Origin of the sequence: Delftia sp. SD018 (assembly GCF_017355445.1) — a bacterium.
Classification (GTDB): Bacteria; Pseudomonadota; Gammaproteobacteria; order Burkholderiales; family Burkholderiaceae_C; genus Comamonas; species Comamonas acidovorans.
In genome coordinates this window covers 543,074-565,111 of record NZ_JADDRN010000001.1, presented here as the reverse complement: position 1 = coordinate 565,111, position 22,038 = coordinate 543,074, and the positions used below count along the sequence as shown (strand labels likewise).

The following is a 22,038-nucleotide window of genomic DNA, read 5'->3' as shown; positions in this document are numbered from 1 at the left end:
CATGCGCCTGACCGATCACATCAAGACCCTGGCTCTTGCCATGACCGTGGCGCTGACCGGGTGCGCCACCACCGCGCCCTATGACTATTCGGCGCTGCGGGCATCCAAGCCTGCCTCCATCCTGGTCATGCCTGCGCTGAACCAGTCCCCGGAAGTGAATGCACCGGCGGGCGTGCTGTCCCAGATCACGCTGCCGCTGGCCGAGGCCGGCTACTACGTTCTGCCCGTGGCTGTCACCGAGGAAATGTTCCGCCAGAACGGCATCGTCAGCGCCGACGACGCCCAGGAACTGCCCGTGGCCAAGCTCCGTGAAATCTTTGGCGCCGATGCGGCCCTGTACCTGAACATCCGCAATTACGGCACCAGCTATGCGGTGATCAGCAGCGCCTCCGTGGTCACGCTGGAGGCCAGGCTGGTGGACCTGCGCACCGGCACCCAGCTGTGGGATGGCAGTGCCACGGCCTCCAGCGCCGAAGGACAAAGCTCAGGCGGCGGACTGGTCGGCATCCTGGTGACGGCACTGCTCAACCAGATCCTGGACACCATGAACGACCGCAGCGTGCAGATCGCCTCCATCGCCAACCAGCGCCTGCTGTCGCCCATGGCGCAGCGCGGACTGCTGCCAGGCCCGCGCTCGCCCGACTACGGCAAGCCGCGCAACTGACGAAGGCCTGCAGGCCGGCGCTGACTTGCACGCCGGCCTGCATCCCCGCTCCTCCCGCTCAGAAGGTCTCCCAGTCGTCGTCCGCCCCGGCCTTGGCTGCTGTCCTGGCGGGGGCTTTCGCCACGGGCTGCTGGATCTTCTGGGGCGCCGGTGCATTGCGCACGGCGGGCGCTGGACGTACGGGTGCCGCAGGCGCAGGGCGCACCGCAGCAGTTGCACCGGTTGCACCGATAGATGCCGGCCGGCGTGCCGCTGCGGTGGCCGGCACGTGTGCCCTGGCCGGCGCCAGTGCGCTGCCCTCCTGCCCCAGCTTGAACACCGCCACCACCTCGGACAGGCGCCGCGCCTGGTCCTGCATGGCCAGCGCAGCCGCGCTGGATTCCTCGACCAGGGCCGCGTTCTGCTGGGTCATCTGGTCGAGCTGGGTCACGGCCTGGTTGACCTGGCCGATGCCGTCGCGCTGCTCGGTGGACGAGGCCGTGATCTCGCCGATGAGGTCGCTGACGCGGCGCACGCTGGAGACGATTTCCTCCATGGAACGCCCCGCCTGCTCCACCTGCTTGGAGCCCGACTGCACGTTGTCCACGCTGGTGGTGATCAGCAGCTTGATTTCCTTGGCCGCCTCGGCGCTGCGCTGGGCCAGTGAGCGCACCTCGCCCGCCACCACGGCAAAGCCCCGGCCCTGCTCGCCAGCGCGGGCCGCTTCCACGGCGGCGTTCAGCGCCAGGATATTGGTCTGGAAGGCAATGCCGTCGATCACGCCGATGATGTCGGCGATCTTGCGGCTGCTGTCCGTGATCTGCTGCATGCTGGTAACCACCTGGGCCACCACGGCACCGCCCTGCTCGGCCGCCTGTGCGGCCGTGGCCGCCAGCTGGTTGGCCTGGCGCGCCGTGTCGGCCGACTGGGTGACGGTGGCCGTCAGCTCTTCCATGCTGGCCGCAGTCTCCTCCAGGTTGGCCGCTGTCTGCTCGGTGCGCGAGGACAGGTCCTGGTTGCCGCTGGCGATCTGGTTGGAGGCCGTGGACACGGACTCCACGCCAGAGCGCACTTCGCCCACCACGCCGCGCAGCCGCTGCGCCATGCCGTTGAGTGCGCCCAGCAGATGGCCCAGCTCATCGCCCCGGTTGCTTTGCACCGAGCCCGTGAGGTCGCCTGCGGCAATGCCGTCGGCCAGGGCCACGGCCTGGTCCAGCGGCCGCGTGATCGACCGCATGATGGCCACCCCCGTGAACAGGCCCAGGGCCACGATGACCGCACTGGCCAGCGCACCGATCCAGTACGCCTGGCGCCGATGGGCCACGCCTTCCTCGCGCGCCAGCTCGCTTTGGCGCTCCAGTTGCTGCACGAAGGCTTCCTGCGCGCTGTTGTAGCGCTCGGCCGCCGGGCGCAGCTGCTTTTCAACGATGTCGAACGTGGTGGCGAAATCGCTGGCCTTGCGCGCCTCCTGGGCCGCCGAGTTGGCCTTGAGCGTCTCGCGGCGCTCGGCCGCCACGGCGTCCAGCGCCTGCTTGGACTGCGTGCCCAGCTGCAGGTCGCCCACCTGCTTTTGCAGCACGTTGATGCGCTCTATGCCCTTGCTCATCAACGCGCGCTGCTGCGCGGCCAGCGTCTCGTCGGGCGACATGGCCGCGACGATGGAGCGCTCCACGCTCATCTGCGTCAGATGCCGCCACTCGCGCGCCAGCGTGGCGCCGCTTTGCGCGGTCATCACATCGGTGTTGATCTTCTCGTTGACCCCGTGCAGATAGACCAGGATGCCGCCGTTGACCACCAGCATGCTCACCAGCAGTCCCAGCACCAGGGCCCACAGCTTCTGGGCGACCGTGATTTGATTCAGATTCATGGAAAAACCGATCTTTTTTATAACAATGCCGGAGCCAGGCCATGGCGCCCCTGCCGCCCATCGCTCCGGAAACCATTCTTGTCCACCCTTGACGGCGCCTGGCTGATCATCGTCATGCATCCGTCACTATTGAGGCCTGTTAACCCGCACTCAGGGAAGTCCCCCAGCCGCACTGCCCGGCTCGGAAAAGCACCGACACCTACAATGGACCGGTGCCCAAGTCCTATCTGAACGCCGATCTGCATAGCCACTCCGTGGTCTCGGATGGAACGCTGACGCCGGAGCAACTGGCCGAACGCGCCGCCTCCCGGGGCGTTCAGCTGTGGGCGCTGACCGACCATGACGAAGTCGGCGGCCAGCACCGCGCCGCCGCCGCCGCGCGCGCCTGCGGCATGGACTACCTGACGGGCGCCGAGATCTCGGTGAGCTTTGCAGGTGCCACCGTGCACATCGTGGGACTGGGCTTTGACGCGGACGACCCCGCCCTGCTCGAAGGGCTGCACGCCACGCGCGACGGGCGCGGCCCACGCGCCCGCGAGATGGCCCGCCAGCTGGAGCTGGCCGGCATCGAAGGCAGCTACGAAGGCGCGCTGCGCTTCGCCGGCAATCCCGGCCTGATCTCACGCACCCATTTCGCGCGCTTTCTCGTGGAATCGGGCCGCTGCCGCGACACGGGCGAGGTGTTCCGCCACTACCTGACCGAAGGCCATCCCGGCTACGTGCCCCACACCTGGGCCCGCCTGGCCGATGCCGTGCGCTGGATCACGCAGGCCGGCGGTGTGGCGGTGATCGCCCATCCGGCCCGCTACGCGCTCACCGCCAACGAGGAATACGCGCTGTTTTCCGAGTTCAAGGCCCATGGCGGCCAGGGCGTCGAGGTCGTCACCGGCAGCCACCGGCCCAGCGAATACACCATCTATGCCGACATGGCGCGCGAATTCGGCCTGGCCGCATCGCGCGGCAGCGACTTCCACAGCCCCGAGGAATCGCACACCGATCTGGGCGACCTGCCCTACCTGCCGGGCCAGCTGACGCCGGTATGGGAACTGCTGAGCGAGCGCATACAGCTGGCCTGAGCTCCTCCCGCCAACAACGCACACCATGGTCCTACGCTTCGAAGCCCACCCCGACAATCCCCAGCCCCGTCTCATCAAGCAGGCCGCCGACATGCTGCGCCAGGGCGCCATCCTGGCCATTCCCACGGACTCCAGCTACGCGCTGGTCTGCCATCTGGACGACCGCCCTGCGGTGGAGCGGCTTCGCCGCATCCGGCAGATCAACGACAAGCACCATCTCACGCTGCTGTGCCGCGACCTGTCGGAGCTGTCCAGCTATGCGCGCGTGGACAACCGCCAGTACCGCCTGCTCAAGCTGGCCACGCCGGGGCCGTATACCTTCATCCTGGAAGCCTCCAAGGAAGTGCCCAAGCGCCTGAGCCATCCCTCGCGCAAGACCATCGGCCTGCGCGTGCCGGACCGCAAGGGCACGCAGCTGCTGCTGGAGCAACTGGGCGAGCCGCTGATCGCCACCACGCTGATCCCGCCGGGCGAGACCGAGGCCCTGCACGACGCGGACGCCATCCTGGAGCGCTTTCCCCACGAGCTTGACGCCATCGTCGATGCAGGCGCCTGCCCGTCGGAGCCGACCACCGTGATCGACCTGGTTCCCATGGCCGTGGGCAATCCGCCGACCGTGGTGCGCCAGGGACGGGGCAGCCTGGACGCCCTGGGCCTCGAGATGGCCTGACGAAGATGGCCCGAGCAGGGGCCATGCTCCGCACCGCATGAAACACAAACGCCGGGCAAGCCCGGCGTTTGTGTTGTGAAGGGACGCTGACGAGAAAGATGCAGATCAGTGCTGAGCCAATTCCAGCGACTGCAGCGACCGGGCCGCAGGAGTCGGCGCACGCTGCGGCGGCCTTCGCGAACTTGGCGAACTTGCTGCGGGCGCCACGGCAACGGACGGAGCCAGCGCAGGCCTGCCCTGCGCTGCCGAGACCCCCGCACCCGCCGCAGACTCGGGCTCGTCATCGAGCTTGAAGGCGCCCACCGCCTGCTCCAGATCCTGGGCGCGCTCGCTCAACGCCGAGGCCGCACGCGAGGCCTGCTGCACCAGGGCTGCGTTCTCCTGGGTGGCGCTGTCCATGTGGCCCACGGCGGCGTTGACTTGGGCGATGCCCTCGCTTTGCTCGCGCAGCGCCTGCGACATTTCGCCCAGCAGGCCCGAGACCTGGCCCACGGCGCCCACGATTTCCTGCATGGTGGCGCCCGCCTGGTTGACCAGGCCGGCTCCGCTTTCCACCTGGCGCACGCTGGTGGTGATCAGTTCCTTGATCTGCTTGGCGGCCTCGGCCGAGCGCCCGGCCAGGCTGCGCACCTCGCTGGCCACGACGGCAAAGCCCCGGCCCTGCTCGCCCGCACGCGCCGCCTCCACCGCCGCATTGAGCGCCAGGATATTGGTCTGGAAGGCGATGCCTTCGATGACCTGGATGATGTCCACGATCTTGCGCGAGCTGCCGCTGATGGCCTCCATGGTCTGCACCACCTCGCTCACCACGGCCCCGCCGCGCTTGGCGGTGGACGAGGCATCGACGGCCAGGCCGCTGGCCGAATGCGCGCGGTCGGCGTTCTGGCGCACGGTGGCGGTGAGCTGCTCCATGCTGGCCGCCGTCTGGGCCAGCGCCGAGACCTGGGCCTCGGTGCGGCGCGACAGGTCGGAGTTGCCGGCGTCGATCTCGCCGGCCGACAGGCCGATGGAATCCGTGGACTGCTTGATGCGGCCGACCAGCTCGGTCAGCGTGTCCTCCATGGTGCCCAGCGCGCCCAGCAGGCGGCCGAAGTCGCCTTGCAGCTCGGTCGAGAACTCCTGGCTCAAATCACCGGCCGCCACGGTCTCGGCAATCAGGATGGCCTGGCCCAGCGGCTGCACGATTCCCCGCCGCAGGCTGAACCAGGCCACCAGGGCCAGCACGCAAACGGCGGCCCCCAGCCCCAGCACCCACCAGCGCGTGTGCACCAGCGCCTGCTCGGCCACCGTGGTCGCCCCCCCGGCCGCCAGCGCCTGTTCGGCCTGCCCCAGTGAAAACACCGTGACCGCCATCATCGTGAAGACCAGCAGATTGATACCGCCGAACGCAATCACCAGCCGCCAGCCTATCGGCAGCCTGCCCAAGCCCAGTACGCCCACGTGCCACCTCTTGTACATATGGCCCGAGGGCCTTGGTGAAAAACCTGTTGAGGGAACCATCTCATCGGTGTTTCATTTTGCAACACAGAATGGGGCATTGCCAATCTGCGGGAAACCACCATATCCACGCGGCCAGAGCGCAGCGCACGGGCTCTGGCGGCTGCCAGCGGCAAGGGTGGCCAGCGTCTGAGACAATGCCCGCCGTGGACATCTCCAACCTCATCCAGACCGTACTCATCTATGCCCTGCCCGTGCTCTTCGCGATCACGGTGCACGAGGCAGCCCACGGCTATGCCGCGCGCCACTTCGGCGACAACACGGCCGCCATGATGGGACGCATCACGCTCAACCCCATCAAGCACATCGACCCCATCGGCACCATCCTGATGCCGCTGCTGCTGTACTTCGCCACCTCGGGCGCCTTTCTGTTCGGCTACGCCAAGCCCGTGCCCGTGCGCTTCGACCAGTTGCGCAACCCCAAGCGCGACATGATCTGGGTGGCCCTGGCAGGCCCGGCCTCCAATTTCGTGCAGGCCCTGCTGTGGGGCGTGCTGCTGGTGGTTCTGGTGGGATCGGGCGTGGGCGAGCGCTTCTTCATAGAAATGTGCCGCGCCGGCATCCTGGTCAATCTGGTGATGTGGGCCTTCAACCTGTTTCCGCTGCCGCCGCTGGACGGTGGCCGCATCCTGGTCGGCCTGCTGCCCTGGCGGCAGGCGCAGTGGGTGGCGCGCATCGAGCCCTGGGGCTTTTTCATCGTCATGGGCCTGGTCATCGCCGGCGTGGTCGGCAGCTTGTGGCTTCGCCCGCTGATGGACCTGGGCTACGCCGTGATCGACTTCGCGCTGACCCCGCTGATCGCGCTGCTGCGCTGAACGCGCTGCAGAACGGTCCACCGGCTGTCTCTGCGGCTCCCTGTTTTTCTTTCTTGCCTGTCGAAGCCTCCCGTCATGAGCACCATCCGTTTCCTCACCGGCATCACTCCCAGCGGAACCCCGCACCTCGGCAACTATGCCGGCATGCTGCGCCCGGCCATCGCGGCCAGCCGCTCGCGCGAGGTCGAGAACTTCTACTTCCTGGCCGACTACCACGCACTGATCAAATGCCAGGACCCGGCACGCGTGCAGCGCTCCACCATCGAGATCGCGGCCAGCTGGCTGGCGGCCGGGCTGGACCCCGAGCATGTGACCTTCTACCGCCAGTCCGACATTCCCGAGATCCCCGAGCTGTGCTGGCTGCTGACCTGCGTGACCGGCAAGGGCCTGCTCAACCGTGCCCACGCCTACAAGGCGGCCGTGGACAAGAACCACGCGGACGGCACCGAGATCGATGACGGCGTCACCGCCGGCCTGTTCATGTACCCCGTGCTCATGGCGGCCGACATCCTCGCCTTCAATGCGCACAAGGTGCCTGTGGGCCGCGACCAGGTCCAGCACATCGAGATGGCGCGCGACATGGCCTCCAGCTTCAACCACATCTACGGCGGCGAGTTCTTCACGCTGCCCGAGGCGCAGGTCGAGGAGAACGTGGCCACGCTGCCCGGCCTGGATGGCCGCAAGATGAGCAAGAGCTACAACAACACCATCCCTCTGTTCTCCTCGCGCGAGCAGCTGCGCAAGCTCATCGGCAGCATCACCACCGACTCGCGCACGCCCGGCGAGCCCAAGGAAGTCGAGGGCTCGGCCCTGTTCCAGATCTACCAGGGCTTTGCCAGCGAAGAGGAAACCGAGGCGCTGCGCCGCCAGTACGCCGAAGGCATTGCCTGGGGTGACGCCAAGCAGCAGCTGTTCGAGCGCATCGACCGCGAGCTGGCGCCCATGCGCGAGCGCTACGAGCACCTGGTGGCCCACCCTGCCGAGCTGGAGGACATCCTGCAGGCCGGCGCCGCCAAGGCCCGCCGCGAGACCCTGCCCCTGATCCGCGAACTGCGCTCGGCCGTCGGCCTGCGCAGCCTGGCACAGGCGCCCGTGGCCGCCAAGGCCAAGGCCGCCAGGCAGGCCCTGCCCCAGTTCAAGCAATACCGCGAAGCCGACGGCAAGTTCTACTTCAAGCTCGTCGCCGCCGACGGCCAGCTGCTGCTGCAAAGCCTGGGCTTCGACGCCCCCAAGGAAGCCGGCCAGGCCATTGGCCAGCTCCAAAAGGAAGGCGAGGCGGCCCTGTCCGCACTGCAGCCCCGGCTGCAGCCCGCAGACCCCCAGTTGGTGCTGGCCGCCCTGCAGCAACTGCGCGATGCCGCAGAGTAAGGGTAAGCTTCGCTTTAGAAACCGCCTATTTGCGGGCAGTCTTGCCCGCGGGCTCGGCGCCGGGATTGCGGCGCGTGCGTGAAAGGACATTTGGATGCGTATAGCTGCTCTGGACGATGATCCGCTGCAACTGGAGATGCTGCGTCAGGTCGCGCTGGAGACGGGCCACAGCTGCCACACCTACCAGACGGGCTCGGCCCTGCAACTGGAGCTTCGCCGCGAGAGCTTCGACCTGCTGATCGTGGACTGGCACCTCCCGGACATGGAAGGAACGGACCTGGTGCGATGGGCGCGTGGCCATGTCAGCCGCGAGTTGCCCATCCTCATCATCACCCACCGCAGCGAAGAGGCCGACATCGTCGAGGGCCTGTCCTGCGGCGCCGACGACTTCATGGTCAAGCCCGTGCGCCATGCCGAGCTGCGCGCGCGCATGGCCGCCCTGTTGCGCCGCGCCTATCCGGTGAACACGCAAAGCGTGCTGGAGTTCGGTCCCTACCGTTTCCTCACCACCACCAACAGCCTGGAAATGCACGGCCAGCCCATCGAGGTGACGCACCGCGAGTACACGCTGGCCCTGACCCTGTTCCAGAACCAGGGCCGGCTGCTGTCGCGCGAGCACCTGCGCGAAGCCGTGTGGGGACACAACGCCGAAGTGCAGTCGCGCTCGCTGGACACGCATATCTCGCGCCTGCGCGCCCTGCTGAACCTGCGCGCCGGACAGCCCTACGCCATCAGTGCCGTGTACGGCTATGGCTATCGCCTCGATGTGCCCGACGCAGCGCTGCAGGCGCTGCAGCAGGCATCATGACCGTACAGATGCCTGCCGCCCTGGGCAGGCCCGTATCGCGGGCCTGCATGCTGGCCGCTCTCGGCCTGCTGGGCCTGCTCGGCCTGGGCGGCGCGCAGGCCCAGATCAAACCCGTGGGCCGCAACGGCGACACGATGGCGCACCGGGTCGTCGCCGGCGACACGCTGGAGCAGCTGGCGGCCCGCTACCTGGGCGATGCCCGCCAGTGGACCGACCTGCAGCAGCACAACGGCGTGGCCAATCCCTACCGCCTGCGGCCCGGCTCCGTGCTGGAGATTCCCGTGCGCCTGCTGCGCGCCGCTGTCGCCTCCGTGGAATTCGTGCAGGGCGATGCACGCAGCACGCGCCCGCTGGACCACCTAGCCGATACGCAGGGCGCGGCCGGAGACGATGCGGGCCAGCCCCTGCGCAAGGGACAGACGCTGCAGGAAGGCGAGCGCCTGCAGCTGGCCCCGGACGCATTCGTCGCCGTGCGCCTGGCCGATGGCTCCCTGGTGCGCGTGCAGTCGCAGTCCGATGTGGTGCTGCGCCAGATGCGCCGCAAGGGCCGTGCCGGCAGCCTGCAGTCCGTACTGGACCTGCGCGAGGGCGGCGTCGAGGCCTCGGTGCCGCCCGAACCCGGCAACGCACAGCGCCGCTTCGAGATCCGCACGCCCGCTGCATCGACCAGCGTGCGCGGCACCCGTTTCCTGGTCCAGGCCGATGCCGAAGGCAGCACGGCGGCCGCCGTTGATGAAGGCACTGTCGCCGTGGGCTCCGACGCCTCAAGCGCGAACACTGGCGATGCGCTGCTGCGCCCGGGCCAGGGCGTGGCCGTGGCCGCCAATGGCCGCGTAGGCGAGCCCCGCCCCATGTTGGGTGCGCCCGACATCACGGCGTGGCCCGCGCTGGCGGAAGACGCCAACTGGATCAGCCTGCCCCTGCCCGGCTTGCCGGGCGCCGTGCGTTACCAGCTACAGCTGTCGCGCGATGCCGACATGACCCAGGTGCTGCGCAGCGCCAGCTTCCAGGCCACGGCATCGCCGCTTCGCCTGGCCGGCGTGGAGGACGGCGACTACGTGCTGTCCCTGCGCGGCATCGATGCCCAGGGCATTCCGGGCGCCGCCAGCCGCCGCGCCCTGCGCGTCAAGGCCCATCCCGTGCCGCCGCTGTATGAATCACCGCAGGCCGACGCCACCGTGGGCCTGGGCCGCGCCAGCCTGCAATGCACCCAGGTCGTGGGCGCCGCGCGCTACCGCATCCAGGTCGTCTCTGCCGATGCGCAGGCCGGCTTTGCCGAGCCCGCCATCGATGCACGCGACCTGAACGACTGCACACTGCCCGCCACCACGCTGGCCCGCCTGCCGGCCGGACGCTATCTCTGGCGTGCCGCCAGCATTCGCACGCTGGCCGATGGACAGCCCGACCAGGGCCCGTTTGCCGCAGCCCAGGCCATGCAACTGGCGGCCGTTCCGCCCCAGCCCTCGGCCAGCGCGCTGCAGATGGGCGACGGCCCGGCCGAAGGCAGCCGCCAGATCCGCTGGAGCGGCGAGCCCGGCCAGCGCTACCACGTGATGGTGGCGCGCGACCAGGAGTTCACCGCGCCGCTGGTGGACCTCTGGACCGACCAGCCGCAATGGAGCACCGAGGAGCTGGCCGCAGGCAGCTACTACCTGCGCCTGCAGATCGAGGATGCCAACGGCCTGCGCAGCGATTTCTCGGCCGCGCGCCAGTTCCGCACCGGCAGCTGGATCGTCGATGCCAGCGGCGAGATGATGCATTCGGGCAACGGAGAGCGCCTGCAGCGCCAGTAACCGTGCCCGTTCATTCCCTGACCGCGCTTGTCCACCCAGCCGCCCCTGCCTGACAGCCCCGCCACGCCGGCGCAGCCAGCGCCTGCGCGTGGCCGTGGACTGCGGCGGGACTGGCTGCTGCTGGCGGCGGGCCTGCTGTCCCTGGTGTTCTGGCTCAGCGGCGACGGGCAGCTCGACCGCATCAACGGCTTCGTCCAGGACACGGCCAGCTGGCTGCACCGCCCCAAGGCATCGCAGGACATCGTCATCGTCGCCATCGACGATGCCAGCATCGACGCCATTGGCCGCTGGCCCTGGCGCCGCGCATTGCACGCCGGCCTGCTGGAACGCATCAGCCAGGCACCGCCGCGCGCCATAGGCCTGGACGTGATGCTCAGCGAGGAAGACCTGGACTACCCCGGCGACGACCTGCTGCTGGCGCGCGTTCTGCAGCGCAGCGGCCGCACCGTCTTGCCCGTGGCGCCAGGCAGCGGCCCGCTGCCGGCCTTCGCACAGGCCGCAGCGGCGCTGGGCCACACCCAGCTGCCCGTGGACGCCGATGGCGCGGTGCGCGGCTTCCATGCCATCGAAGGCAGTGCGCAGCAGCCCTGGTGGCACATGGCGCTGGCCCTGCACTGCGTGGGCGAGAACGGCCGCGCATGCGCCCGCCCGGAGCCCGTGCCGCCCATGGACCCCGACTCGCCCTCCTGGCAACGCCGCCAGCAGGAGATCATTGCCTTTGCACAGGCCAGGCCGGAGCAAGGCGCCAGGGACCGCTCGCCCTTCACCACCTATTCCTACATCGACGTGCTGCGCGGCCGCATTCCTGCAGCGGCATTCCGCGGCAAATACGTGCTCATCGGCACGACGGCCACCGGCCTGGGCAGCCGCTTCACCGCACCGCTGGGCACCAGCGCGCGGCCCATCTCCAGCGTGGAGATGCTGGCCCATGTGCTCAACGGCAGCCTGCAGGGCTCGCATGTGCATCCCGCGTCGGCCATGCTCAACCGCGCGCTCAATGCGGCAGCCGTGCTGCTGGCCCTGCTGGCCCTGGCCTGGCTGGGCCCGTCGGGCGGCATGCTGGCCTGCGCGCTGCTGGCCCTGGCCTGCCTTTCGCTGGCCGGGCTTGCACCGCGCCTGTGGCAGGTGCAGACGGCGCCTGCAGCCGGCCTGCTGGGCCTGGCCCTGGCCTATCCGCTATGGAGCTGGCTGCGCCTGCGCGCCGCCGCGCGCTTTCTGGCGCTGGAGCTGCGCGACCTGCAGGGGCAGGGCCTGCCCACCGCGCTGCGCCTGGGCGGCGACCTGCTGGACCAGCGCATCGCGGCCGTGGAGCAGGCTTCGCGCCAACTGCGCGCCCTGCACCATTTCGTCAGCGAAAGCCTGCGCCAGCTGCCCTCGCCCACCTTTGTCTGCGACCGGCAGGGCCATGTGCTGCTGGCCAATGCCGCAGCCCACGCCTATGCGCGCAGCCTGGGGCATGGCCTCAGGGCCGGCGATGCCCTGCCCCGGCTGCTCGATGGTCTGCGGGCACTGGAGACGGCAGCCGGCGCATCCGCCGGCCAGCCCTTGCTCACGCCCGAGGCACTTGCCACCCACGGCCTGCCGCCCAGCAGCGAGGGGCGCGACCCCATGGGACGCAGCCTGATGCTGCTGACCCAGACCTTCGAGGCACCGCCCACCACGGGCTGGCTGATCACCCTGGTCGATATCAGCGATCTGCGCAGCGCCCAGGCCCAGCGCGACCTGGCCATGCAGTTCATCTCGCACGACATCCGGGCGCCCGTGGCGTCCATCATCACCTTGCTGGAGATGCAGCGCGGCGCCGTACAGGCGCCCGACCTCGGCCTCCTGCTGCCGCGCATCGAAGGCTATGCCCAGGCCTCCCTGCAGCTGGCCGACGATTTCGTGCACCTGGCACGCGCCCAGCAGCAGGCGCTGCGCCGGGAACGGCTGGACCTGGGCCTGGTGCTGGACCAAGCCGTGGAAAGCTGCTGGGCCCAGGCCTCTGCGGCCCACGTGCAGCTGGAGTTCCACCTGCCCGAACAGGAATGCCCCGTGTTGGGCGATGCGGGCATGCTCCACCGCGCGGCCGTCAACCTGATCGGCAACGCCATCAAATACGGAGCGCGCGCAGATCAGGCAAACCCCGCCACGGTGCAATGCCTGCTGCAGCAGGACGCAGGCCATTGCCGCATCACCATCCGGGACCACGGGCCCGGCATGGATGGGAAGGCCGTCGCCCGGCTGAGCCAGCCGTTCGAACGCCTGGACCATCACCAGCACCTCGACGGCGTGGGCCTGGGCCTGGCCTTCGTGCGCACCGTGGCCGCCCGACATGGCGGGCAGCTTGAGATAGAAAGCACGCCCGGCCAGGGCAGCGCCTTCAGCATCGTGCTGCCGAAAGCGGAAAAGGCCTGACCTGACCGCCCAGGGAGGCGGATACGGAAAACGAAAAAGCCCTGAAGTCTTTCAACTTCAGGGCTTTGCGTTTTTTGGTGCGGCTGGCAGGAATCGAACCCACGACCCCTTGGTTCGTAGCCAAGTACTCTATCCAGCTGAGCTACAGCCGCAACGCTTCGCATTGTAGCAGCGGGTTTTGGGGCTCCCGGACAAAAGCGCCATATTTCTGCAAAAAACCCGGCGACCGCATTCCCTGGCAACCGGGCGATGGCATCGCCATGCAGCGCCGTGCGCCCAGCAAAAAAGCCTGCCGCCCGGAAAGGCGGCAGGCTTTTCATACCAATGGATGGTAGGGCCTCCCAGAGTCGAACTGGGCACCAACGGATTATGAGTCCGCTGCTCTAACCAAGCATGAGCTAAGGCCCCTGATTCACCAAGGCAGCACGGATGCAGGCCATGGCAAACAACTATTGTAGAGCCTAACCCGCAGGACTCAGCGCTTGTGACTCAGCGCATTGCTGACGAGCTTGGAGGTGATGTCCACGATCTGGATCATGCGGTCGTAGTGCATGCGGGTGGGCCCGATCACGCCCAGCGTGCCCACCACCTTGCCGTCGAGCTCGTAGGGCGCGCTGACCACGGACAGCTCCTCAAAAGGCACGACCTGGCTTTCACCGCCGATGTAGATGCGCACGCCTTCCGCCTGGCTGGAAAAGTCCAGCAGCCTGAGGATCTGGGTCTTTTGCTCGAACAGGTCGAAGGCGCGGCGCAGATTGCCCATGTCGCTGGAGAAATCGCTGACCGACAGCAGGTTGCGCTCGCCCGCGATGACCACGTCCTCCTGGGCGCTGGTCATCGCTTCCGTGCCGATGTTGACGGCCGCCTGCATGAGCGTGGCCACCTCGCCGCGCAGCAGCTCCACCTCGCCCTTGAGGCGCTCGCGCACCTCTTCCATGGCCAGGCCCGCGTAGTGGCTGTTGAGGAAGTTGGAGGCTTCGATCAGCTGCGAGGACGAGTAGTCCACGTCGGTGAAGATGACGCGGTTTTGCACGTCACCGTCGGGCGATACGATGATGACCAGAAAACGCCGCTCCGACAGCCGCACGAATTCGATGTGCTTGAACACCGAGGTGCGGCGCGGCACCAGCACCACGCCCACGAACTGGGAAAGGCTGGACAGCAGGTTGGCGGCGTTGGCGATGACTTTCTGCGGCTGCTCGGGCGCGAGCTCGGGCGTCACGATATCGGCACGGTCTGCAGTGAGCATGGTGTCCACGAACAGCCGGTAGCCCCGGGCGGTCGGAATGCGGCCCGCCGAGGTGTGCGGGCTGATGATCAACCCCAGGTCTTCGAGGTCAGCCATCACATTGCGTATCGTGGCAGGCGACAATTCAAGCCCCGACGCACGCGACAGGGTTCGCGAGCCCACAGGCTGGCCGTCAGCGATATAACGCTCGATCAGCGCTTTGAGCAACAACTTGGCACGTTCGTCGAGCATGTGATGATTTTAATGATGTAATTTCCAGAAATGACGTCCACGTTTCGCCACGTTGCCTTGATCGGGAAGTACCACGCTCCCAGCGCAAGCGCCCCGTCCGAGAATGCCAGCAACGCGCTTGAGCGCATTGCGGACTTCCTCAGGCGCCAGGGCTGCGAAGTCGTGCTTGATACCCAATCGGCCCTGCACGCAGGGCTCACAGACTACCCCACCCTCGATGTCGATGGCCTGGGCAGGCATTGCGACCTGGGCCTGGTCGTCGGCGGCGACGGCACCATGCTCGGCGTGAGCCGGCACCTGGCGCAATACGGAACGCCCCTGATCGGGGTGAACCAGGGCCGCCTGGGCTTTGTCACCGACATCGCGCTGGAGGACTTCGAGGCCACGCTCACGCCCATGCTGCAGGGCGAATACGAGGAGGACCTGCGTCCCCTGATGTGCGCCCGCGTGATCCGCGACGGCCAGTGCGTGTTCGAGGCCCTGGCCATGAACGACGTGGTGGTCAACCGCGGCGGCACCTCGGGCATGGTGGAGCTGCGCATCGAGGTGGGTGGCCGCTTTGTCTCCAACCAGCGCGCCGACGGCCTGATCGTGGCCACGCCCACGGGCTCCACGGCCTATGCCCTGTCCGCTGGCGGGCCGATGATGCACCCTTCCATCCCCGCCTGGGTCATGGCACCCATTGCGCCGCACAACCTGTCCAACCGCCCCATCGTGCTGTCCGATGCCAACGAGGTCACGATCGAGGTCGTGGCCGGGCGCGATGTCAGCGCCAATTTCGACATGCAGTCCCTGGCCTCGCTGCAGCACGGCGACCGCATCCTCGTTAGCCGCGCCCACCACAGCGTGCGCTTTCTGCATCCCAAGGGCTGGAACTACTTCGCCACGCTGCGCAAGAAACTGGGCTGGAACGAGGGAGGCGCCTGACCATGGCGCTCAAGCGCATCGTTCTGCGCGACTTCGTGATCGTGCAGGCCCTGGATCTGGACTGGCATGCGGGCTTCACCGTGCTGACCGGGGAGACCGGCGCCGGCAAATCCATCCTGATCGACGCATTGCAGCTGGCCCTGGGCGCCCGCGCCGACGCCGACGTGGTGCGTGAAGGCTGCACCCAGGCCGACATCTGCGTGGAGTTCGACGGCTGCGCGCGGCTGCGCCCCTGGTTGGAGGCCGCAGGCCTGGCCTGCGAGGACAGCGGCCTGCTGCTGCGGCGCACGGTGGACACCCAGGGCCGCAGCCGCGCCTGGATCAACGGCACACCAGCCACGGCCACGCAGCTGCGCGCCCTGGGTGAGCAACTCATCGACATCCACGGTCAGCATGCCTGGCAAAGCCTCACGCGGCCCGATGCGGCGCGCGCGCTGCTGGACGCCTATGCGGGCATCGACAGCCGCGAGGTCCAGGGCTGCTGGAGCCGTTGGTCCCAGGCCCGGCAGGCGCTGCAGCATGCGCAATCCGCTCAGGACAGCCTGCAGCGCGAGCGCGAGCGGCTGCAGTGGCAGATCACCGAACTCGACAAGCTGGCCCCGCAGGCCGACGAGTGGGACGAGCTCAATGCCCAGCACACGCGCCTGTCCCATGCCCAGACCCTGATCGACACCGCCCAGACCACGCTGCAGATGCTGGAGGACGACGAGGCCGGCGTGATCACTCCGCTGGGCCGCGCCAGCCACCTGATCCAGAACCAGGAGCACCTGGAGCCCGACTTCCAGAACATTGCCGACGTGCTGGCCTCATGCATGGCCCAGGCGCAGGATGCGCGCCATTCGCTGCAAAGCTATCTGCGCCGCGCCGACCTGGACCCCGAGCGCCTGGCCGAGCTCGATGAACGCCTGTCGCTGTGGATGCAATTGGCGCGCCGCTACCGCCGCACGCCCGATGAATTGCCCGCGCTGCTGGCCGGATGGCGCCAGGAACTGCAGCAGCTGGACGCCGCCGTGGACATCGAGGCCCTTCATGCGGCCGAGCAATCGGCGCAGCAGCACTACCAGGCCAGCGCCCGGGTGCTGTCACAGCAGCGCGCCCTGGCTGCGCCACGCCTGTCGCGCGCCATCACCCAGGCCATGCAGGGCCTGGGCATGGAAGGCGGCCTGTTCGAGGCCGCCCTGTCCACGGCCGACTCCCCTGGAGCCTTTGGCGTGGACAGCGTGGCCTTTCTGGTTGCCGGCCACCCGGGCGCCAGTCCCAAGCCGATTGCCAAGGTGGCGTCGGGCGGCGAGCTGTCGCGCATTTCGCTGGCGATTGCCGTGACCACCAGCGAGCTGGGCGAGGCCGGCACCCTGATCTTCGACGAGGTGGACTCCGGCGTTGGCGGCGCCGTTGCCGAGACCGTGGGCCGCCTCATGCACGCACTGGGCCGATCGCGGCAGGTGCTGTCCGTCACCCATCTGCCGCAGGTTGCCGCCTGCGCCGACCAGCACTACCTGGTGGCCAAGCAGCGCGCCAGGCAAGGCACGCTCAGCACCGTGCAGCCGCTGGACAGCGCCGCACGCGAGGCCGAGCTGGCGCGCATGCTGGGTGGCGAGCGACAGTCCGAAACCACGATGGCCCATGCCCGCGAAATGCTGGCCATGGCGCGCCAGGCACCTGCACCCCGCCCACCCCCGCGACGGGCCGGTCGGCAGCGGCCACAGTCCGATGCCGACCGCACACGGTCCAAGCCGGGACGCGCGGCCAACGGCGCGCGCAACACCAATGGAGGCTGATGCCATGTCGCTTGAGATCGTGCTGATCACCGGGATGTCCGGATCGGGCAAATCCGTCGCCCTGCATGCGCTGGAGGATGCCGGCTACTACTGCGTGGACAACCTGCCCCCCGAGCTGCTGTCCGCCTTCGTCGAACTGGAGCATGGCCGCCACAGCAACAAGGTGGCCATCGCCATGGATGCGCGCAGCGCCGGCGGACTGCCCCACCTGCCCGGCCAGCTGGAACGGCTGCAGCGCCAGGGCGTCGTGCCCCACCTGGTCTTTCTGGACGCCACCACGGGCACCCTGGTGCGGCGCTTCTCCGAAACCCGGCGCCGCCATCCGCTGTCGCAGGGGCCGGTCGCCGAAGGCCGCCGCGCCCTGGTGCAGGACATAGAAACCGAGCGCGAGCTGCTGGGCGACCTGCGCGAGAAGTCGCATGTCATCGACACCAGCCATCTGCGCTCGTCCCAGCTGCAAAGCTATATCAAGGAGCTGATTGCAGCCCCGGTGGGCCAGATGACGCTGGTCTTCCAGTCCTTCGGCTTCAAGCACGGCCTGCCCTCGGATTCCGACTATGTGTTCGATGTGCGCATGCTGCCCAACCCGCACTACGAACCCCAGCTGCGCCCGCTGACCGGCATGGACGCGCCTGTGGCCGAGTTCCTGCGCCAGCAGCCCGGCGTGGACCAGATGCGCCGAGACATCCAGCAGTTCCTGGAGTCCTGGCTGGACATGATGGCCAGCAACCACCGCAGCTATGTCACCGTGGCCATCGGCTGCACGGGGGGCCAGCACCGCTCGGTCTTCCTGGTCGAAGAACTGGCGCGGCACTTCGCCCCGCGCTGGCCCACGCTGTGCCGGCACCGATCGCTGGACAGCCGGCCCACGCTCAAGCCTGCCGACCTGCTTGCGCACGACGTCTGAGCGCCAGGCCCCGCCTCCGGAACACTGCGATGCAAGGCTTGCCGATGACGAACGCCCCGCGCGTGTTGCTGGTGGAGGACGACCCCGCCATCGCGCGCACCGTCTGCTATGCGCTGGAGCGTGACGGCATTGCCGTGCGCCACTGCCTGCAGCTGGCCGATGCACGCGCGCAATGGCAGGCGCAGCCGCCCGATGCCCTGCTGCTGGACGTTGGCCTGCCCGATGGCAACGGCCTGGACTGGTGCCGCGAGCTGCGCCAGGCCGGCGCCGCCGTGCCGCTGCTGGTGCTCAGCGCACGCGGCGAGGAAATGGACCGCGTGCTGGGCCTGGAGCTGGGCGCCGACGACTACCTGACCAAACCCTTCAGCCCGCGCGAGCTGGTGGCCCGCACCCGCGCACTGCTGCGCCGTGCGCAGCGCCTGCAGCCCACGCCAACGGCCAGCGCAACGCCGGCCGATGCCCTGTTCAGCATCGATCCACAGGGCCAGCGCGTGCGCATGCAGGGTGTGCCCCTGGAGCTGACGCGGCGCGAGTACCAGTTGCTGCGCTGCCTGCTGGAGCGCCCCGGGCGCATCCTCAGCCGCGAGTTCCTGCTCGACAGCATCTGGGGCCAGGACAGCGACAGCACGGACCGCACCGTGGATACGCACGTCAAGACCCTGCGCGCCAAGCTGCGCGCCCAGGCGCCGCAGCAGGACTTCATCACCACCCACCGCGGCATGGGCTACAGCCTGACGCTGCCGGGCTGAGCCACCGCAGCACGCCATGCGCCTCGGACTGCGGCTGTTCTTCGCCTTTTTCGTCATCAACGGCCTGGCCGCATTCTTCGTGCTGCGCGTCTTCATGGTCGAGGTCAAGCCCAGCGTGCGCAAGGTGACCGAGGACACGCTGGTCGAGACCGCCTACGCACTGGCCGCGCTGGCCAGCGACGACATGGCCAGCGGCGTGCTGCAGCAAAGCCCCGCCGACAGCCGCTTCGCGCACCACATGCAGGCCTATGCCAACCAGACCGTCAAGGTCTGGATCTGGGACACGCGCAAGACCAGCCTGGATATGCGGGTCACCGTCACGGACCAGAAGGGCCTGGTGCTGTTCGACTCCGCCGGCCTGGACCAGGGCGCCGACTACTCGCGCTGGCGCGACGTGTACCGCACGCTGCGCGGCGAATACGGCGCACGCACCACGCGCGAGGTGCAGAACGACGAGGCCAGCAGCGTCATGTATGTCTCGGCACCCATCATGGTCGATGGCCGCGTGGCGGGCGTGCTCACCGCCTCCAAGCCTGCCCACTCGGTGCAGAAGATCGTGGACAGCGCGGAAAGCAAGATGCTGCGCGGCGGCCTGCTGTTCCTGCTGCTGTCGGCCGGCGTGGGATTTGCCGTCACCTGGTGGCTGGTCATCCATGTGCGGCGCCTGCGCAGCTATGCCCAGCAGGTACAGGCGCCCACGCTCAACGAGGCCGCCTCGCCCACCACGGCGCCCCCCATGCCCGAGGCCCCGCGCATGCCCGGCGAGCTGGGCGAGCTGGCCCGCGCCATGGAGAACATGCGCAGCCGCCTGGAAGGGCGCGACTACATCGAAGGCTATGTGCGCGCCCTCACGCACGAGCTCAAGAGCCCCGTGGCTGCCATCCGTGGCGCAGGCGAGCTGCTGCAGGAAGACCTGCCCCCGGCCGACCGCGAACTGTTCGCGCGCCAGGTGGTGGACCAGTGCCAGCGCCTGCAAAACCTCGTGGACCAGTTGCTGCGCCTGAGCCAGCTGGAGCAGCGCCGCGCCCTGCACGCGCACACGGCCTGCAGCCTGCAGGCCTGTGCCGAACAGGCCATGGCGCAAGTCCACAGCGCAGCGCACCAGCGCCGCATCCAGCTGGTGCTGCAAGGCCAGGACAGCAGCGGCCCCTGGGAGCAGGACCTGGTGGTGCTGGCCCTGAGCAACCTGCTGAGCAACGCCATCGACTTCGCCCCCGAGGGCAGCAGCATCCACGTGGACCTGGAGCCCGGCCGCGTCAGCGTGCGTGACCACGGCCCCGGCGTGCCCGAGGCGCTACTCGGCCGGCTGGGCGAGCGCTTCTTCACCACCCCCCGCCCCAACGGGGAGCGCAGCGGCACGGGCCTGGGCCTGTCCATCGTGCTGCGCATCATGCTGCTGCACGGCGGCAGCATGCAGGCCGGCAACGCCCAGCCCGGGCTGCGTGTCACGCTGAACTGGCCACTGCGGGCACACTGACGCCCCCTATCTGCCCTGCGAATCCGACTTCACACCCGCTTCACACACTTCATTCCGGCCACACAGCCCCCGTCCAGACTGCGTCCACGATCAACGAACGGGATGTGGAATGAAGAACCGACTGCTTGCCAAAGGCGTGGCCCTGCTGGTCATGCTGGGCCTTTTGATGCTGGGCCTGGGCCTGATACACGACGTGGTGCGGGACCGCATACGCAACCGCGACAACGCCGTGCAGGGCGTGGTCGCCAGCCTGGCTGGCCGCCAGACGCTGATGGGCCCGGTGCTGGTGCAAAACTGCACCGAGACCACGGGCATCGAGAAAGGCAGCAAGACCGAATGGACCACGCGCCAGTTCCAGCGCATGCTGCTGCCCGACCAACTGCGCCACCAGGCCACGGCGCGCATGGAGGAGCGCTCGCGCGGCCTGCACCAGGTCAGCACCTATGCCATGCAGGACAGCATCAGCGCCAGCTTCACGAACGCCGCCCAGTACCTGGAAAAGCCCTCCATCGACACGGCGGCCAACCAGACCGTGCGCTGCGGCGCACTGCGCGTGGCGCTGTCGCTCACCGATCCGCGCGGCATACGCTCGGCCATCATCGAAGCCGATGGCAAGAGCCTGGACGTGGGCCCCGGCACATCACTGGAGCGCTACTCGCAGGGCCTGCAGGCGGAACTGGCGCCGGCCCTGCTCAAGAAGGACGGGCCCCTTGAACTGAAGATTGCCCTGGAACTGGTGGGCACCGAAAAGCTGGCCTTCGTGCCGCTGGGCAGCCACAGCCAGGTCCAGTTATCGGCCGACTGGCCCCATCCCTCGTTCGGTGGCAGCTTTCTGCCCAACCGGCGGGAGATCAGCGACAAGGGCTTCGAAGCCAGTTGGAACCTCTCGGCCCTGGCCTCGTCCGCACGCCAGGCCTTCACCGACCAGCAGCCGCTGTGCCAGCCTGGCCGCCGCGACATGGAGGAATACGCGGCCACCGCCCATGCCCCCAACAGCGGCCCTTGCCTGGAATCGCTGGATACGGACCTCGTGGACCCCATCAACGCCTACTCGTTGAGCGACCGCGCCACCAAGTACGGCCTGCTCTTCGTGGTGCTGACCTTCGTGGCCGTCGGCCTGTTCGAGGTGCTCAAGCAGCTGCGCGTGCATCCCATCCAGTACCTGCTAGTGGGATCGGCGCTGTGCAGCTTCTTCCTGCTGCTGATCAGCCTGTCGGAGCACATGGGATTTGCCAGCGCCTACGGCATTGCCGCCTCGGCCTGCGTGCTGCTGCTGGGCTACTACGCCAGCCACATCCTGGGCAGCCTGCGCCGCGGCCTGCCGTTTGCGGCGGGCATCGCCGCACTCTACGGCCTCCTGTACGTGCTGCTGCAACTGGAGCAAAGCGCGCTCATCGTGGGATCGATCGCGCTGTTCGCGGTGCTGGCCCTGATCATGGTCTGCACGCGGCATGTGGACTGGTATGCCTTCGGCCGGCAGGATGGCGACCGCTCCAGTGAAGACGCGGGCACCCCACCCACCGTGGGAGCGCTGCAGCCATGAGCACCATCACCGCCATCAGCGATATCCGCAGCCCGGACAATCAGGCGCTGGAGCGCCAGCGCTGCGAGCAGGCCTGGCAACAGGCCGTGCAAAGCGGGGACCGCCATGCCCTTGGCTCCCTGCGCCTGCACATTGCCGACGCCACCGCACGCGCCAGGCGCACGCCCGGCGCACGGGAACAGTGGCTGGCCTGGATGCTGCTGCGATGCGCCCTGCTGCTGCCGCGCCGCAGGTTCTAGCCAG

At 68.5% G+C, this 22,038-nt stretch carries 18 protein-coding genes and 2 tRNA genes; 15 read left to right on the top strand and 5 right to left on the bottom strand.

Annotation, left to right across the window (positions count from 1 at the left end):
- The first annotated feature begins 1 nt into the window (after window position 1).
- Complete coding sequence (locus INR38_RS02570) at window positions 2-664, top strand: DUF799 domain-containing protein (RefSeq protein WP_013800877.1); 663 nt, start codon at window positions 2-4, stop codon at window positions 662-664.
- Window positions 665-722: 58 nt separating this feature from the next.
- Here the strand turns inward: INR38_RS02570 and INR38_RS02565 are convergent, their stop codons facing one another.
- Window positions 723-2,510 carry a methyl-accepting chemotaxis protein gene (locus INR38_RS02565; RefSeq protein WP_207442118.1) on the bottom strand — a complete coding sequence of 596 codons (1,788 nt, stop codon included), beginning with the start codon at window positions 2,508-2,510 and terminating at the stop codon, window positions 723-725.
- 212 nt (window positions 2,511-2,722) lie between these two features.
- Here INR38_RS02565 and INR38_RS02560 point away from each other — a divergent pair, with 212 nt between their 5' ends.
- Together INR38_RS02560 and INR38_RS02555 are read left to right on the top strand one after the other, a co-directional pair.
- Window positions 2,723-3,586, top strand: a complete 864-nt coding sequence (locus INR38_RS02560) for a 3',5'-nucleoside bisphosphate phosphatase (RefSeq protein WP_013800875.1) — start codon at window positions 2,723-2,725, stop codon at window positions 3,584-3,586.
- 25 nt (window positions 3,587-3,611) lie between these two features.
- Window positions 3,612-4,256, top strand: a complete 645-nt coding sequence (locus INR38_RS02555) for an L-threonylcarbamoyladenylate synthase (protein ID WP_207442123.1) — start codon at window positions 3,612-3,614, stop codon at window positions 4,254-4,256.
- Between the two features lie 105 nt (window positions 4,257-4,361).
- On the opposite strand, the gene INR38_RS02550 is transcribed toward INR38_RS02555, so the two are convergent.
- Window positions 4,362-5,714 (bottom strand): methyl-accepting chemotaxis protein, encoded by a 1,353-nt coding sequence (locus tag INR38_RS02550; protein ID WP_207442124.1) that lies wholly within the window; start codon window positions 5,712-5,714, stop codon window positions 4,362-4,364.
- A gap of 185 nt (window positions 5,715-5,899) precedes the next feature.
- Between INR38_RS02550 and INR38_RS02545 the strand changes: the two genes are divergently transcribed.
- The 5 genes from INR38_RS02545 to INR38_RS02525 all read left to right on the top strand — a co-directional run bounded on the left by INR38_RS02545 (window position 5,900) and on the right by INR38_RS02525 (window position 12,934).
- Window positions 5,900-6,568, top strand: a complete 669-nt coding sequence (locus INR38_RS02545) for a site-2 protease family protein (protein WP_170962005.1) — start codon at window positions 5,900-5,902, stop codon at window positions 6,566-6,568.
- Between the two features lie 75 nt (window positions 6,569-6,643).
- The gene (locus INR38_RS02540; RefSeq protein WP_207442125.1) at window positions 6,644-7,936 is read left to right on the top strand and encodes a tryptophan--tRNA ligase; all 1,293 of its coding nucleotides are present in this window, start codon (window positions 6,644-6,646) and stop codon (window positions 7,934-7,936) included.
- Window positions 7,937-8,030: 94 nt separating this feature from the next.
- The gene (locus tag INR38_RS02535) at window positions 8,031-8,744 is read left to right on the top strand and encodes a response regulator transcription factor (RefSeq protein ID WP_012207214.1); all 714 of its coding nucleotides are present in this window, start codon (window positions 8,031-8,033) and stop codon (window positions 8,742-8,744) included.
- Entirely contained in the window at window positions 8,738-10,537 is a 1,800-nt protein-coding gene (locus INR38_RS02530; RefSeq protein ID WP_207442153.1) for a FecR domain-containing protein, read from the top strand. The genes INR38_RS02535 and INR38_RS02530 overlap by 7 nt, the downstream gene beginning before the upstream one ends.
- 27 nt (window positions 10,538-10,564) lie before the next feature.
- Window positions 10,565-12,934 carry a CHASE2 domain-containing protein gene (locus tag INR38_RS02525; RefSeq protein ID WP_207442126.1) on the top strand — a complete coding sequence of 790 codons (2,370 nt, stop codon included), beginning with the start codon at window positions 10,565-10,567 and terminating at the stop codon, window positions 12,932-12,934.
- Window positions 12,935-13,009: 75 nt separating this feature from the next.
- On the opposite strand, the gene INR38_RS02520 is transcribed toward INR38_RS02525, so the two are convergent.
- From INR38_RS02520 to hrcA, 3 genes are all read right to left on the bottom strand, one after another.
- Window positions 13,010-13,086 (bottom strand) — tRNA-Arg (locus tag INR38_RS02520).
- A gap of 177 nt (window positions 13,087-13,263) precedes the next feature.
- Window positions 13,264-13,342: transfer RNA gene (locus INR38_RS02515), tRNA-Ile, on the bottom strand.
- A gap of 67 nt (window positions 13,343-13,409) precedes the next feature.
- Window positions 13,410-14,414 (bottom strand): heat-inducible transcriptional repressor HrcA, encoded by a 1,005-nt coding sequence (gene hrcA / locus INR38_RS02510; RefSeq protein ID WP_034396851.1) that lies wholly within the window; start codon window positions 14,412-14,414, stop codon window positions 13,410-13,412.
- 30 nt (window positions 14,415-14,444) lie between these two features.
- Between hrcA and INR38_RS02505 the strand changes: the two genes are divergently transcribed.
- The 7 genes from INR38_RS02505 to INR38_RS02475 all read left to right on the top strand — a co-directional run bounded on the left by INR38_RS02505 (window position 14,445) and on the right by INR38_RS02475 (window position 22,034).
- Window positions 14,445-15,341, top strand: coding sequence for an NAD kinase (locus INR38_RS02505; RefSeq protein ID WP_012207218.1), 897 nt, complete (start codon window positions 14,445-14,447; stop codon window positions 15,339-15,341).
- 2 nt (window positions 15,342-15,343) lie between these two features.
- A complete protein-coding gene (gene recN, locus INR38_RS02500) occupies window positions 15,344-17,119 on the top strand; it encodes a DNA repair protein RecN (protein WP_207442129.1) in 1,776 nt (591 codons plus the stop codon).
- A gap of 4 nt (window positions 17,120-17,123) precedes the next feature.
- The gene (rapZ, locus tag INR38_RS02495; protein ID WP_012207220.1) at window positions 17,124-18,026 is read left to right on the top strand and encodes an RNase adapter RapZ; all 903 of its coding nucleotides are present in this window, start codon (window positions 17,124-17,126) and stop codon (window positions 18,024-18,026) included.
- 44 nt (window positions 18,027-18,070) lie between these two features.
- On the top strand, window positions 18,071-18,775 hold the full coding sequence (gene creB, locus INR38_RS02490; protein ID WP_065345775.1) for a two-component system response regulator CreB: 705 nt from the start codon (window positions 18,071-18,073) through the stop codon (window positions 18,773-18,775).
- Between the two features lie 16 nt (window positions 18,776-18,791).
- The gene (gene creC / locus INR38_RS02485; RefSeq protein WP_207442130.1) at window positions 18,792-20,252 is read left to right on the top strand and encodes a two-component system sensor histidine kinase CreC; all 1,461 of its coding nucleotides are present in this window, start codon (window positions 18,792-18,794) and stop codon (window positions 20,250-20,252) included.
- A 109-nt stretch (window positions 20,253-20,361) separates the two neighbouring features.
- A complete protein-coding gene (gene creD / locus INR38_RS02480) occupies window positions 20,362-21,795 on the top strand; it encodes a cell envelope integrity protein CreD (protein WP_207442131.1) in 1,434 nt (477 codons plus the stop codon).
- Window positions 21,792-22,034, top strand: a complete 243-nt coding sequence (locus INR38_RS02475; protein ID WP_012207224.1) for a hypothetical protein — start codon at window positions 21,792-21,794, stop codon at window positions 22,032-22,034. Before creD ends, INR38_RS02475 begins: the two co-directional genes overlap by 4 nt.
- Window positions 22,035-22,038 lie beyond the last annotated feature (4 nt).